The following is a 14927-nucleotide window of genomic DNA, read 5'->3' on the forward strand; positions in this document are numbered from 1 at the left end:
TCTTTCTAAATGAAATGTTAAAAATTACTAAAACTTTGGAAACTTTTTTTGTTTTTTAAGTTTCCCGTTGTACATTTGCACTCAAATTATGAAAGAAAAAATTATAGAAAAAGCAAGTGAATTATTCTTAAACCTAGGTTTTAAGAGTGTTACTATGGATGAAATTGCCAGTGAATTAGGTATTTCAAAAAAAACGCTGTATAAGTATTTTAGCAACAAACATGCTTTAGTTGAAGAAACTACAATTACCATGCATGAGTCTTGTTTTTTAGTTATAGAGAAAATAACCAATCAAGATTTTAATGCAATTAGAGAAAATTTTGAAATAAAGAAAATGTTTAAAGAAATGTTTCAAAATGCTTCTTCATCTCCTATTTATCAATTGAAAAAATATTACCCAAAAATTCACGAAAAAGCAATGCAAAAAGAAATGGTGCTTTTTTCTGAATGTTTGAAAAAAAATATAGAAAAAGGTATTGAAGAAGGGTTTTATAGAGATGAAGTGAACATAGATCTTGCTACCAAATTTTATTTTTCTTTAGTATTTAGCATTCATGAAAACACGATAGAAAATCACAAAATACCCAAATTAGAACAAGAAGTTTTGGTTTATCATACGAGAGCAATTGCTACAAAAAAAGGGTTATTAGAATTAGAAAATCAATTAGAAAACAACAAATTATAAATGAATAAGTATATATATATATTCTGTTTCTTTGTTTTTACAATCTCTGTAAAAGCGCAGCAGAGCGCAATGAGTTTAACTTTAGATGAAGCTATAGGTTATGCTCTAAAGAATAGCTACAGCACTAAAATGGCTGATAATGATATAAAAGCGGCTCACAAAAAAAAATGGGAAACAACCACAATAGGTTTGCCTCAAATTGATGCTAAAGTAGATTACCAGAACTGGTTAAAACAACAAGTATCTTTATTGCCTGCAAGATTGTTAGACCCAACAGCTCCTGCGGATGCTTTAGCTCCGGTTACTTTTGGTACAAAACAAAATCTAAATGCTACAATTACTTTAAAACAATTAATTTTTGATGGTTCTTATCTAGTAGGACTACAATCTGCAAAAACTTATTTAAAGATTTCCGAACAAGCAAAAGAGAAAACGGAATTAGGTACTAAAGAAGCGGTTATTAATGCGTATGGTAATGTTTTAGTTGCAGAAAAAAGTATCGAAATTTTAAAACAAAATAAAATAGTTTTAGAAAAGAACTTAAATGATGTAAAGAAGATTTTCGAAAATGGTTTAAATGAAGAAGAAGATGTTGAGCAATTAGAAATAACATTAGGAAACCTAAATAATCAGTTAAATAACGTTTCTAGAATGAAAGTTATCGCATATAAAATGCTAAACTTAACGTTAGGTAATTCTATTAACACAGAACTTAAATTGTCCGATTCTTTAGATACTTTAATTGACCAAAACATTAATCTTAATTTGGCTTCTCAAGATTTTAATTTAAACAATCATATCGATTTTAAAATTGCACAAAACGACAGAGAAGGCAAACGTTTATTAATGAAATTAGAGCAAAGTAAAGCTTTACCAAGTTTATCTGCATTTGTAAATTATGGTTATACTGGTAATTCAGATTCATTTACATTTCTTAAAAGTGATCAAAAATGGTTTAACTCTTCTTTATTAGGTGTTAGTTTAAATGTACCTATTTTTAGTAGTTTTAAAAGAAACTCTAAAACTGCACAAGCCCAAATTGCTTTAGACAATGCAGATATTAAAATTGATCAAATTAAAGAACAATTAAGTTTACAAGTTACTTCTTCAAAAAGTGATTATCAGTTAAGTATAGAAAACTATCAAACGGCGAAAAAGAATTTAGCTTTAGCACAGAGAATAGAAAAAAAACAACAGATAAAGTTTTTTGAAGGAATTACAACAAGTTTCGATTTAGCACAAGCTCAAAATCAACTTTACACCCAACAACAAAAATATATACAGTCTATGTTAGAAGTAATTTCTAAAAAAGCTGCATTAGAAAACGCATTAAACTTACCAATAAACTAATTATGAGAACAATATATACACTATTAATAGCGACAATCTTTTTAACTTCTTGTGGAGAAAAAAAAACAGTTTCTGTAGATGATGTTTTAGCAACAAATGATATTGTTAAAATAAAATCTAAAAAAGTAGAACTTGATACTAAACAACAAGAATTATCTGTTGAAATAAAAAAACTAAAAGACAAGTTAGATACTTTTAACGAAAACAAAAACATTCCTTTAATTACAGTACTTAAGGTAAAAGAACAAGTTTTTACACACTTTATAGAATTACAAGGTAATGTACAAACGAAACAAAATGTTTTGGTGTATCCAGAAATGCCAGGGATTTTAAAAACTGTTTTTGTAAAAAAAGGTCAGCAAGTTTCTAAAGGACAAGTTTTAGCAAGAATTGATGATGGAGGAATGTCTCAACAATTAGCGCAGTTAAACGCAAATGCAGCATTAGCAAAAACAACTTATGAACGTCAAAAAAGATTATGGGATCAAAAAATTGGATCAGAAATTCAGTTTTTACAAACCAAAACAGCATATGAATCTCAAAAAAGTGCAGTAAATCAATTAAAAAGTCAGTTAGGGAAATCTACAATAAGAGCGCCTTTTTCTGGAATTATAGATGATGTTTTTAAAGAAAGAGGAACTGTAGTTGCTCCAGGACAAGGTTCAGAAATTTTTAGAATTGTAAACCTTTCTAACATGTATATAGAAACTGAAGTGCCAGAAACATATATTGGTAGTATTACAAAAAATAAAGTTGTTGAAGTCAATTTTCCTGTTTTAGGTGAAACAGTAAATTCTAAAATTAGACAGGTTGGTAATTTTATAAACCCAAATAACAGGTCTTTTAAAATAGAAATTGGTGTACCAAATTTAAAAGGAAAAGTAAAACCAAACTTAACTGCAAGATTAAAATTGAACGACTATACAAATACGAATGCAATTTTAATTCCACAAAGTATTATTTCTGAAAACGCAAATGGGGAACAGTTTATTTACATTATTAAAGATAGAAAAGAAAATAATGAAGCTGTAGCAGAGAGATTAGTTATTGAAACAGGAAAAACGCAAGGAGATATGATTGAAGTTACTAAAAATCTTTCTGCTAATTCAGAAATAATTATGGAAGGTGCTAGAAGTGTAAATAACGGACAGGCTGTAAAAGTGATTAATAAATAGAACGAAAATGGCTAAAAAAAACAAACAAGTAGATAAAGAATTTAAGCTTTCTTCTTGGGCAATAAATAATAAAACCACAATTTATGTTCTGATGTTTTTAATTCTTTATTTAGGGGTTTCGGCATATTTTACAATGCCTAGAGAGAATTTTCCAGAGATAAATGAAACAAAAATTTACATCAGTTCTGTATATCCTGGAAACACCGCAGAAGATATAGAGAAACTAATTACAAACCCTTTAGAAGACAAACTAAAATCGGTAAGTAATGTTGTTAAAATTACCTCAACATCTCAAGAAGATTATTCTATTGTTACCGTAGAATTCGATGAAAATATTGATGTAAACGAAGCAAAACAGAAAGTAAAAGACGAAATAGATCAAGAAACTGCAGGTGAAGATTGGCCAACTTTTAACGGCGCAAAAGTAACACCCAATGTTTTTGAATTGAGTATGTCTGAAGAAATACCGATTCTAAATATCAACATTTCTGGAAACTACCCTGTTGCAAAACTAAAAGAATATGGAGAATATTTACAAGATGAAATTGAAGATTTAACAGAAATCAAGAAAGTAGATATTCGTGGTGCGCAAGACAAAGAAGTAGAAGTTGCGGTAGACATCTACAAAATGATGGCTGCAAAAGTTAGTTTTGATGATATTACAAACGCTATAAATCGTGGAAATGTTACTATGTCTGCTGGTAACTTTATTACAAGCCAGCAAAGAAGAACCATTAGAATTATTGGGGAAATTGATAAACCATCTGATTTAGGAGATTTTGTAATTAAATCAGAGAATAACAATCCTATTTATTTAAAAGATGTAGCAGAAATCAACTTTAAAGACAAAGACAAAACAACGTATGCAAGAGAAAATGGTGCAGCAGTTGTAATGTTAGATGTTAAGAAAAGATCTGGCGAAAACATGGTTGCTGCTGCAGATAAAGTTGGCATAATTGTAAAAAATGCTATTAAAGATAATTTTCCACAAGATTTAAAAGTAACCATTGCAAATGACCAATCTCCAAAAACAATTGGTCAAGTAGATGATTTGGTAAACAATATCATTTTTGGGGTTATTTTGGTTGTAATTGTTTTAATGTTTTTCCTTGGATTTAAAAACGCAATTTTCGTTGGTTTTGCAATACCAATGTCTATGTTTATGTCTTTAATGATTCTTGGCGCATTAGGCTATACGTTAAATACAATGGTACTTTTTGGTCTAATCATGGGACTTGGAATGCTGGTAGACAACGGAATTGTAGTTGTCGAAAATGTGTATCGTTTAATGGATGAAGAAGGCATGAGCAGAATTGAAGCTGCCAAAAAAGGAATTGGAGAAATTGCATTTCCTATTATTATATCAACAGCAACAACTGTTGCTGCATTTATTCCTCTAGGTCTTTGGCCAGGAATTATGGGACAGTTTATGGTAATTTTACCAATTACACTTTCTATTGTTTTAGGTTCTTCTTTATTTGTTGCAATTTTCTTTAACTCGGTTTTGGTTTCTCAATTTATGAGTATAGAAGACAAAGACATGCCATTAAAAAGCATTATAAAATTAACAAGTATAATGGCAATTGTTGGTTTGGCAATTTTCTTCTTTGGTGGTGAATATAATGCGTTAGGAACCTTAATTTTATTTACTGCAATTATGTTGTGGGTTTATAGATTGTTCATAAGGAAAGCAGCAAATTACTTTCAAAAGAACACATTGGTTTCTTTAGAAAATTGGTACGGAAGACAATTAAAAAAAGCATTATCTGGTTGGACGCCTTATGTTTTAGTAACAGGGACTTTTATTTTATTGTTTGTTGCTTTTGCAGGTTTCGGATGGTCTGTAGGTGAACAAAGAACAAAAATTGAATTTTTCCCAGACAACAAGCCAAATCAAATTATTGTTTATATAGAATATCCTGAAGGAACAGATATTGAAAAAACCAATCAGATTACAAAAGAGATTGAGCAGAAAGTTTCTGGAGTTTTAAATCAAGAGATGTATACAGATGGCGACTACAATTTTATGGTAGAAAGCACGGTTTCTCAAGTTGGTGAAGGTGCTGGAAATCCGCAAACAGATGGAGGTTCTTCTGCAGAAATGCCACACAAAGGAAAAATTACTGCTTCTATGCGTGAGTATAAATATAGAAGAGGAGAAGACAGTGAAATCTTACGTCAGAAAGTACAAGCTGCTTTGGTTGGTATTTATCCTGGAGTTTTAATTTCTGTAGAAAAAGACGCTAATGGACCACCAGCAGGTGCTCCTATTAATATTGAATTAAATGGTGAAGATTACGAAGAATTAATTTTTACAGCAGAAAGAATGCGCGATTATTTAAACACGCAAAGTATTTCTGGTGTTGATGAATTAAAGATTGATGTAAACAAATCGAAACCAGGAATGCAAGTTTTGGTAGATAGAAAAAAAGCTGGAGAATTAGGTGTTTCAACAGGGCAAGTTGGGCAACAATTAAGAGCAGCTATCTTTGGTAACAAAGCAGGAATTTTTAAAGAAAATGGTGAAGATTATGATATTTATGTTCGTTTTAATAAAGACGATAGATATAATAAAAGTGCTGTTTTTAATCAGAAAATAACCTTTAGAGATCAAGCTTCTGGTAAAATTAAAGAAATACCTGTTTCTGCTGTAGCAACACAAACCAACAGTTCTGGTTTTAGTGCTATAAAGCACAAAGATGTAAAAAGAGTTGTAACGGTATATTCTGCACTTTCACCAGGAGAAATAGATGCAGGTGTCGTTGTTTCAAGAATTCAAAATTCGATGAAAAGTTTTAAAAATTTACCTAAAGGAATTAAAATTGATTTTACAGGACAAATTGAAGAAATGAAAAAGCAACAAGATTTTTTAAATGGCGCTTTTCTTACAGGATTAATGCTAATTTTCTTTATACTTATTTTCCAATTTAATTCAGTTTCTAAACCAGGAATAATTATGTTGGCCATCTTTTTAAGTTTTATTGGTGTCTTTGGCGGATTGGTAATCTCTGGAGCATCTTTTGTAATTATGATGACAATGGTTGGTATTATTTCTCTAGCCGGAATTGTGGTTAATAACGGAGTTGTTTTACTCGATTATGCTGAATTATTAATTAGTAGAAGAAAAATACAAGACGGCATTGCTAAAGAAGATTATTTGCCATTAGATAGTTTATATGAAACTGTTGTAAAAGCTGGTAAAGCACGTTTAAGACCTGTTTTATTAACAGCAATTACTACCATTTTAGGTTTAATTCCGTTAGCAATTGGTTTAAATATTAACTTCTTTACCTTATTTAGCGAGTTTAATGCAAATATTTATATGGGTGGAGATAATGTTGTTTTTTGGGGACCATTAGCAAAAACTGTTATTTATGGATTGTTAATTGCTACGTTCTTAACTTTAATTGTAGTTCCTATTTTATTCTTCTTAATTACCAAGTTTAAGATGAGAATAAAAGGTCAATTAAACGTTCAAAAAGTAATACCAGAACCTATTTTTAATATGGACCAAAGAATAGATGAAAAGAATCAAATCTAAATTCTAAACATATAGTTTAATAAAAGAGGTTTAAAATCACAGTGATTTTAAACCTCTTTTTTATGTATTATAATAGTAATTTATTTTTTGTAAAAACCCTTTTTAAACTTTCTATATCGGTACCAAAAAATGATCCAATAGAAAAAATTAAGAAACCTATATATAATAGCAAAGGAATACCAATAAGGCTGTTAGCTATAATTGCAGAAAAAATAAATAAAAAGAAAACCGCAATAATAACAGTAATATTAATTGCTACTCTTTTTGTTAAAGAATTGTCCTTAATTAAAAAGTTTAAGAAACATAAAAAATATATCATTATAAGTATTAAATAAAAGAAAATTTCTAATAAATATTCTGCATCTTTTTCTATTTCATTACCATAATCTGGTTGCATTTCATTAAAAACTTCTTCTGTTTCAGAAACCGAGTTATAGAAATAGACAACTGTAACTGCTAAAATTAGTATAAAAACAAAGCTTAATATCTTTGCAAAAAAGATTTTATTTGAGTTGTTATAATAAAACTCTCTAGAATTTACTTTATTTGATTTTGTCATAAATACTATTCTTTGGTTTCTCAAGTTACTTAAAAAACCTTTATACCTACAAATAGGTGTTTTTATCTTCGTTTTTGATTTTTGGAAAGAAATTCACTAAATTTAAATTATTTTTTAAACTTCTTTATGATAAATCTTAAAAAAAGCCTGTTTACTCTATTCTTTTTTCTAAATTATTTTTATGGTTTTTCTAATGATGTTGGTCATGGAAGTTCTGAGGTAGCTTTTACAGTATTTGATAAAATAAATAACATTTCAATTTCCTCTTACTGGGAAGACAATAATGTCTATAAGAGATTATCTTTTAAAATTTATAAATATAACATAGAAGAAAATCCAGATGAAAATAATGTTGAATTTATAGAACAAGTTAAAGTCTTAGGTATTAAGACTAAGGGTTTTAAAGGAACAATATTAAAACCAATAAAAGGGATTTTAAAAAACAACCACCTTTACTTTTCCACTAAATTTAATGGAATTTACATTTTTGATTTGGAAACCAAAAAAATGAAGTTGTATTTTAAAAGAAGTGAAAAAAACATTACTCGTGATACTACAGAAGAGCATTTAATTCTCGATTTTGAAATACATAATAATAATTTAATTATTGCAACTCAAAAAGGGTTAGAACTATATAATTTAAAAGCAAAAAAATTAATTCGTAAAATTTCTAAAAACACAGAAATCTCAAAAATAAATATAGATAAAAACCCAAACTATTTATCTATTAAATACAATAATCAGAAATATGAAATTTTAAGTTTACCTAGTTTTAAGAAAGTAAAAGAAGTAAATAATGTAAATTATCTAAATATTTTAGAAAATGGAAAAATGATATATGTTAATGATAAAACAAATCGTTTAACACTTTTTAATTTATCAAATAATAAAAATGAATATAATATACTTTTAAATTATAAATTAACAAATGTTGAAACTGCTAGAACTATAAAAATTAAAGCTTACAAAAGTTCATATTTTGCTATTGAACAATTGACAAGAGAAAAATCGAAAAACAATAGTGATAAAGGAAAAATTACTAGAACGGTTTTAATTTTAAATTTAACTAATGGAAATGCAATAGAAGAGTTTTCATATTATTATAATTCTAAATTTAAGGATGGGGTTTTGGTTAATTGCAACAAAATTAATTTCCTTTTAGTTGACAAAATTGAAGTTTTGTCTAAATATGCAGCCTACTATTCAATGCCTATTGCTCATGTTATTTCTGTTGGAGTTGGTGACTATATTAAATCTTTAGGTTTTAGTAATTGTTCCTCTTGTGAAAAAGATGCTCTTATTTATGAAAAAAGAATAGCGACTGATTATAAGAATTTAAGTTATGAAGCCTTTTTAGATTCTTTATCATTACCAAAGAATTATATTACTAGAGAAAAACCTTTTGGAATAAATATCAAAGTAAAAGGTATAAAAACTCATCTTTTGATTGGTGAAAATGCTACCCTTAATAATATTCGAGAAACTTTTAAAAAAGTAATCCAAGAAGCAGAACCTAATGATTATTTTGTTTTTATTTTTAATGGACAAAGTGAACAGTTTTCAATAAACAATCGAAATGGATCTTTTCTAATGACCCATTTAAAAAACACTGATATAAAAGACTTTAATCATAAAGAAAGATATAAATCACTAGCAGAAATTGGAATGAAAAAATGGTTAACTGTTAAAGAACTGGCCAGTTTGATGAACCAAATACCTAGTAATAAGTGAAGCTGGCAATGGTACATCATTTGCAAATAACTTACTTTACCATTTATTTGAAACTAATCCAGTCCTTGCAAATAATAATAGAAATAGAATTGTTTTAACTACAAAAGGTATAGGTTATGAAAATAGTGAGCAAGAGTTAGGTGAGTTAAGTCTCCTAATAAATACTAAAGGAAATTTTCTAGATATTTTTGATAACCCTGAATTTTATAATTATGATTTAATAAAAACAAGCGATAAAGATAGAAGAAAATGGTCTTCGAATTATATAAAATTGTTTCAAGAAAAAGATTATACTAATTTCTTAATCTCTAAATACAATAATACTAGTGCTTCAAGAGGAACAGTTACTGCTTCTAATAAAAAAGAAGAAAAAAAGAAAGATAATATTATTAAAAGCTTTGCATTACTTGTAGCTAACGACACTTTTGATGCAACAAAAAATTGGTCTTCATTAAAAAACCCAATTAATGATGTAAATGTTGTTGCTAAAATTTTAAAAGAAAAATACAATACAGAAACGCTTATACTGCACAACAAAGGCAAAAATGAAATTTTAAAATCCATTAATAATATGAAATCAAAAATGGATGATAATGACCAGTTTTTGTTTTTTATAGCAGGTCATGGATATTATAGTGAAGAAATGTCTGATGGAATGGTTGTTTGCAAAGAAAGTAGAGAAATAGAACAAGACTATGATAAAAGTTCCTATTTAAAAATGGCAGATTTACATCGTCTTTTAAATACAATGCCTGCTAAAAATGTATTTGCGGTCTTTGATGTTTGTTTTGGCGCAACTTTTGATTTATTTGCAAAAGATATTGCCATTAACAATTATAATAAGTTACAATTAGACATAAAACTCGAAGATTTTATTAAAAGAAAAAACAGTGAAACTTCAAGAATTTTTATGGCTTCTGGTAGATATGAAGTACCAGATTATTGGAAAGATTCTGAAGACCATTCCCCTTTTGCAAGTAAGTTAATTAAGGCTTTATCAGAAGAAAAAGAGTTTATTTCTCCAGGAAAAATTTTCTCATTTATGGATGGTAATGCAACTGAACCCTTACTTAAAAAATTTGGTAAGCATAAACCAAGAGGCGATTTTTTATTGAAAGTGGTTGAGTAATATTTCAAAAAAAATACTATGAAAAAAATTACTTTTTTAATTTGCTTGTTATTTGTTATATCTTCTTTTTCGCAAGAAAATGGAGCAAGAGGAACTATTACAAAAAGCAATAAAAAAGACACTATTAAAGGTACTAAAAGAGCTTTAATTATTGGTATTTCAGATTATAGTTCTTCTAACTTAACACTTAAATATGCTGATGATGATGCAGAATTATTCAAAACCTATTTAACTAAAATAGAAAAAGTTAAAGAAGATAATATTACATATCTGGTTAATAAAAACGCAACATCCTTTAACATACTGAATGGACTTCAAAAATTAAAAGATTCTACGAAAAAAAATGATATTGTATATTTATTTTTTGCAGGCCATGGAGATGTAGTAGACAAAGATAATTTAAAAGAGCAATTAGGTTTTTTACTTGCTTACGACGTAAACGATAATCGCGAATTTTATGGTACACAAGGCGTTGTGCCTTTTAAAGATATTAGCTTAACAGTTAATACAATTGCTAGTAAAGATGCAAAAATAACATTAGTTTTAGATGCTTGTAGATCTGGTTATTTATCTGCAGATGGTGCACAAAATAATTTAAAAACGTTTAATAAATACTTACAAAACTCCACAAAACTACTAAGCTGTAACCCTAATGAATTATCTTATGAAGGTGATAATTTAACGATAAGTGAAGGAAAAACAGGTCATGGATATTTTACCTATTATTTAGTATTGGGTTTAATGGGTGCTGCTGATAATTTAGTACAAGACAATAAACTACAATACTTTGAATTACAAGGTTTTTTAGATACCAATGTTAATTTAGCAACCAACAATAAGCAAACTCCAATTGTTAAATCAAAAACCTCAACTGGTGTTTTTAAAAGCGTTACTTCTTTAGACAAAAAAGAAGCATTAGAACAAGTCCAAAATCCTACCGGGATTAAAAATATATTAGCTTCAAGAAGTAATTCTAAAACAAAAGGAAAAGTTTTAAAATTAAATTCTGATCTCATAAAACAATTTAACAAAGCATTAAAACATAAAAATTATTATGGAAATGCTACAAGTGCTTATCAAATAATTAAAAATGCTAGCAAAAAGGAAAAAAGGAATACAGAAATAATAAATTTAATGAAAAATAAGTTAATAGTTACGCTTTCAACCAAAGCACAACTTTTAATTAACGATTATATTGGAAATGTAGAAAATTTACCAAATGGAAGTGTTTTTAAAAATAATGCCAAACATCTAGAAATTTGTTTAGCCCTTCTTGATAAAGATAATTTTAGTTATGACCGAATTTTAACAAGTAAATTGTTTTTAGAAGCTTATACAATTATAAGAAACAAACAATTTAGCAAATACCCATTAGCCAAAAGTAAGCTAGAAGAGGCACTTAAAAAAGAAAAAAAAGCAGCTTATGTTTATAATGCTTTAGGTATTGTTTTAAATTATGAAGAAAATTATGAAGAATCTGGTAGAAATTACATCAAAGCAAATAAATTAATACCAACTTGGACTTTTCCTATAAATAATTTAGGAACTAACTTTTTAGAGAAAGCGGATTATACAAATGCAAACAAATTTTATAAAAAGATTTTAACTATTGACAAAAACAATAGTACTGCTTATAATAATTTAGGAGCTGTTGCAGATAATTTAGGTAGATATCAAGAAGCAGAAAATTATTATCATCAAGTAAAAAAACTTGGTGGAGATTATTTATCAATCACATTAAGAAATTTAGGGAAATTGTATAAAAGTAAAGGGAATATTAAACAAGCAGAAAAATATTTTTTACAAGCTATAAATAAAGATTCTACAGATGTAAATGCTTTATTTGATTATTCAGATCTTTTAATTAATGAAAATATAAACCCACAGAAAGCAGAAAAATTATTGCAAAAAGCTATAAAGTTAGAACCTTTTATTTCTAAGGGTTATGCAGAGTATGCTAGCTTTCTAAGAAGGTACCCAAAAAATGATAATGACTTAATAAAGTCTGACAGCCTTTTTAATATTGCCATAAAAAACAATCCTTTTTATACATGGTCTTATGCGAGTAAAGGTTGGCTACTAAATAAACAAAAAGAAAGTGAAAAGGCCTTAGCTTCTTTTAAAGAAGGAATTAAAAAAAATCCAACAAAAGCTAGTTCCTACTATTATTTAGCAAATTTTTACAATAATGGTTTAGAAAAAAAATTACTTGCTAAAGAATATTTTGAAAAATCATTGCAAATAGATTCTTTTTATATGCCCTCTTATAAGGGGTTAATTAATTTATTAAACTCAGAAAAAAAACACGACACTTCTATTGAAATGCTGAAAAAAGTAATTAAAAGAAATAACCAAGCACCTGATTTATATAACCTTTTAGGAAACACATATTATAATAAAAAAGAATATGCAGAAGCAATAAAATATTATCAAAAAGCAATTGAGGTAGATAGTACGTATGCAAAAGGACACACAAATTTAGCCTATAGTAGTCTAATTACTAAAGATTATACAAAAGCTTCAAAGTACTTTAAATTGGCATCAATTTATAACCCTTATAAAAATAATGTTTCCGATTTCACAAAATTATTTTTGTTGCAAGCTAGAAAATCTAAAAGAAAAAACAATTTTGATGAAGCAAAAATAATTTTGAAAGAAGCCCATTCTTTAAACAATAGTTTGGAAACAAATTTTGCACTAACAGAGTTATTTTATTTAAATAATGAATCTCAAAAAACAAATTCTCTAATACGAGAACTCGAAAATTTTAAGGCAAGTAAAAGTTGGAAAATAAAAAAATATGAGTTGCTTACCAAAATTTATTTCGACCTAAAATTAAAAGATAAAGCACAATTTTATCTAGTAGAGTCTCAAAAAATAAACCCAATACCAAATACACTCTTACAGGTTTTAGTACTTTCTTTAAATAAGAAAAATAAAAAAGCAAAAGAAGTCTTAAAAACAGTAAACCCTTTATTGTTGAATGATAAATTCTTAAAAAGAAAGTATAATAATACTGCAATTAGCGCCATTAAAAAATTACAAAAATGAAAAACAAATTAATTCTTAGTCTACTTATTTTAAGTTTATTTACATTTCATTTAAATGCAGGTGTAAACCTTAAAAACGGTAATTTTTACATTTCTTATACAGATATGTTATTAAAAAAATACAAATCTGCTTTTAAAGATATTACGAGAACTTACAACTCAAAATCTACTGAAATTGGTTTATTTGGTTTTGGTTGGGGTTCTAAATTTGAAACTGCTATTACCGTTTATCCTGATGGTACTTTACGAGTTAAAGAATATGGATCTGGAGGAAAAACAATTTATTCTTCTAATTTTATATCTGAAGATTTAACTCAATTAATGATTGATGATTTAATTGAAGTAATGCAGGAAGAAGGTAATTTAGATTTAAACCCAACAAGTATTACTAATAAAATTAAAAAGTTAAAAAATAATATTGAGTATCGTTTAAAGCAATGGGATAATTATGTTAAAAAAGGATTGCTAGCATATGGTACAGATTTTCCTATTGGCTCTGAATGGGAAAGTTTTACTAGAGGAAATCAAAAAATAACATTAACAGAAGAAGGATTTGTTAGAAATCAAAAAAACAACAATGAAAAAGAAGTTTTTAATAGCAATGGCAAATTAATTCGTTATGATATAGGTGATGGCAATTTTACTATTTTAGAATATACAAATAATATAATTTCTAAAATGATAACAGGTGATGGAACTCAAATTATTTTTGAAACCAATGAAGATGGTTTTGCTACAAAAATCTATTTTAAAGGAGAAGAAAAGTCAAGAAAGACGTTTTCAAAGTATATTAAAAACACTTTAATTTTTAATCAAGATGATGCAGGTAATCAATTTGGTTATAAATATGATGAAAATAAAAACCTAACAAAAATTGTCTATAATCCTGTAAGACTTAAAGGAATAGAAGAAGATAATATGTTAATGTCTTACCATGCAAAAACATATTTTATAAAAAGTATTACTGATAGAGAAGGAGATATTATTTCTTATAATTATCCTGTTTTTTATAAAGATGACGGTACAAAAGATGATAATCATTACGCCACCAAAGTCACTAAAAAAAGCTATAATGGAAATTTAATGACAAATACTTATGAGTATTTTATTGGTGAAAAAGCTAATGGAGGTACTTATTCACAAAAAATAGTGACTACAATAAACGGTATAAAAACAGCTACCATTTATGATGAGATTTGTAGTAATCCTATAGAAATTTCTAGAGGTAAACATACTACCAAATTTAAATATAATAACAGATGTTTATTAGTAGAAAAAGAATCTACAAGAGGTGAATTTATTTCTATGAAATATCATCCAACATCAGAAAAAATAACTTTTGTTAAAAACGATGAAGGTACTTATGAATTTAAATATGATGAAAATTTAAATTTAACTGATGCTTTAAAAAACAAAAACAAATGGGTAAAGCTAAATTATAATGATAAAAGACAGATTACATCTATGACAGATGGTAATAAAGAAACTGGTAAAACAAGCACACTCACTTTTGAATATAATAAAATAGGAAAACCTATAAAAATAAAAATGAAAGATGTTGGAGCTATTAATGTTACCTATGATGAATATGGAGAAATAGAAAGAGTTGCTAGTGAAGATGGTCATAAAATGGCATTGCAAGTAACACAAGCTTTTCAAAACTTATTAGCTTTGGTAAAACCTTCTGGAGTTAATTTTAATATGTAA

9 protein-coding genes are annotated in these 14927 nt (G+C 27.3%); 8 read left to right on the forward strand and 1 reads right to left on the reverse strand.

Annotation, left to right across the window (positions count from 1 at the left end):
- The first annotated feature begins 88 nt into the window (after window positions 1-88).
- The 4 genes from V3V28_RS10130 to V3V28_RS10145 are packed head-to-tail and all read left to right on the forward strand — an operon-like array spanning window position 89 to window position 6751.
- Window positions 89-685: a TetR/AcrR family transcriptional regulator gene (locus tag V3V28_RS10130; RefSeq protein WP_331364899.1), complete on the forward strand. Its 597-nt coding sequence runs from the start codon at window positions 89-91 to the stop codon at window positions 683-685.
- Window positions 686-2035 carry a TolC family protein gene (locus V3V28_RS10135; protein ID WP_331364900.1) on the forward strand — a complete coding sequence of 450 codons (1350 nt, stop codon included), beginning with the start codon at window positions 686-688 and terminating at the stop codon, window positions 2033-2035.
- Between the two features lie 2 nt (window positions 2036-2037).
- On the forward strand, window positions 2038-3210 hold the full coding sequence (locus V3V28_RS10140) for an efflux RND transporter periplasmic adaptor subunit (RefSeq protein WP_331364901.1): 1173 nt from the start codon (window positions 2038-2040) through the stop codon (window positions 3208-3210).
- A 7-nt stretch (window positions 3211-3217) separates the two neighbouring features.
- Window positions 3218-6751 carry an efflux RND transporter permease subunit gene (locus V3V28_RS10145; RefSeq protein WP_331364902.1) on the forward strand — a complete coding sequence of 1178 codons (3534 nt, stop codon included), beginning with the start codon at window positions 3218-3220 and terminating at the stop codon, window positions 6749-6751.
- A gap of 67 nt (window positions 6752-6818) precedes the next feature.
- On the opposite strand, the gene V3V28_RS10150 is transcribed toward V3V28_RS10145, so the two are convergent.
- Window positions 6819-7310 carry a hypothetical protein gene (locus tag V3V28_RS10150; RefSeq protein WP_331364903.1) on the reverse strand — a complete coding sequence of 164 codons (492 nt, stop codon included), beginning with the start codon at window positions 7308-7310 and terminating at the stop codon, window positions 6819-6821.
- Window positions 7311-7436: 126 nt separating this feature from the next.
- On the opposite strand from V3V28_RS10150, the gene V3V28_RS10155 reads away from it, so the two are divergent.
- The 4 genes from V3V28_RS10155 to V3V28_RS10170 all read left to right on the forward strand — a co-directional run bounded on the left by V3V28_RS10155 (window position 7437) and on the right by V3V28_RS10170 (window position 14927).
- The gene (locus V3V28_RS10155; protein ID WP_331364904.1) at window positions 7437-9041 is read left to right on the forward strand and encodes a hypothetical protein; all 1605 of its coding nucleotides are present in this window, start codon (window positions 7437-7439) and stop codon (window positions 9039-9041) included.
- 271 nt (window positions 9042-9312) lie between these two features.
- Window positions 9313-10170, forward strand: a complete 858-nt coding sequence (locus V3V28_RS10160) for a caspase family protein (protein ID WP_331364905.1) — start codon at window positions 9313-9315, stop codon at window positions 10168-10170.
- Window positions 10171-10188: 18 nt separating this feature from the next.
- Complete coding sequence (locus tag V3V28_RS10165; RefSeq protein WP_331364906.1) at window positions 10189-13221, forward strand: tetratricopeptide repeat protein; 3033 nt, start codon at window positions 10189-10191, stop codon at window positions 13219-13221.
- Window positions 13218-14927 (forward strand): DUF6531 domain-containing protein, encoded by a 1710-nt coding sequence (locus V3V28_RS10170; RefSeq protein WP_331364907.1) that lies wholly within the window; start codon window positions 13218-13220, stop codon window positions 14925-14927. The genes V3V28_RS10165 and V3V28_RS10170 overlap by 4 nt, the downstream gene beginning before the upstream one ends.

Origin of the sequence: Polaribacter sp. (assembly GCF_036480315.1) — a bacterium.
GTDB lineage: Bacteria > Bacteroidota > Bacteroidia > Flavobacteriales > Flavobacteriaceae > Polaribacter.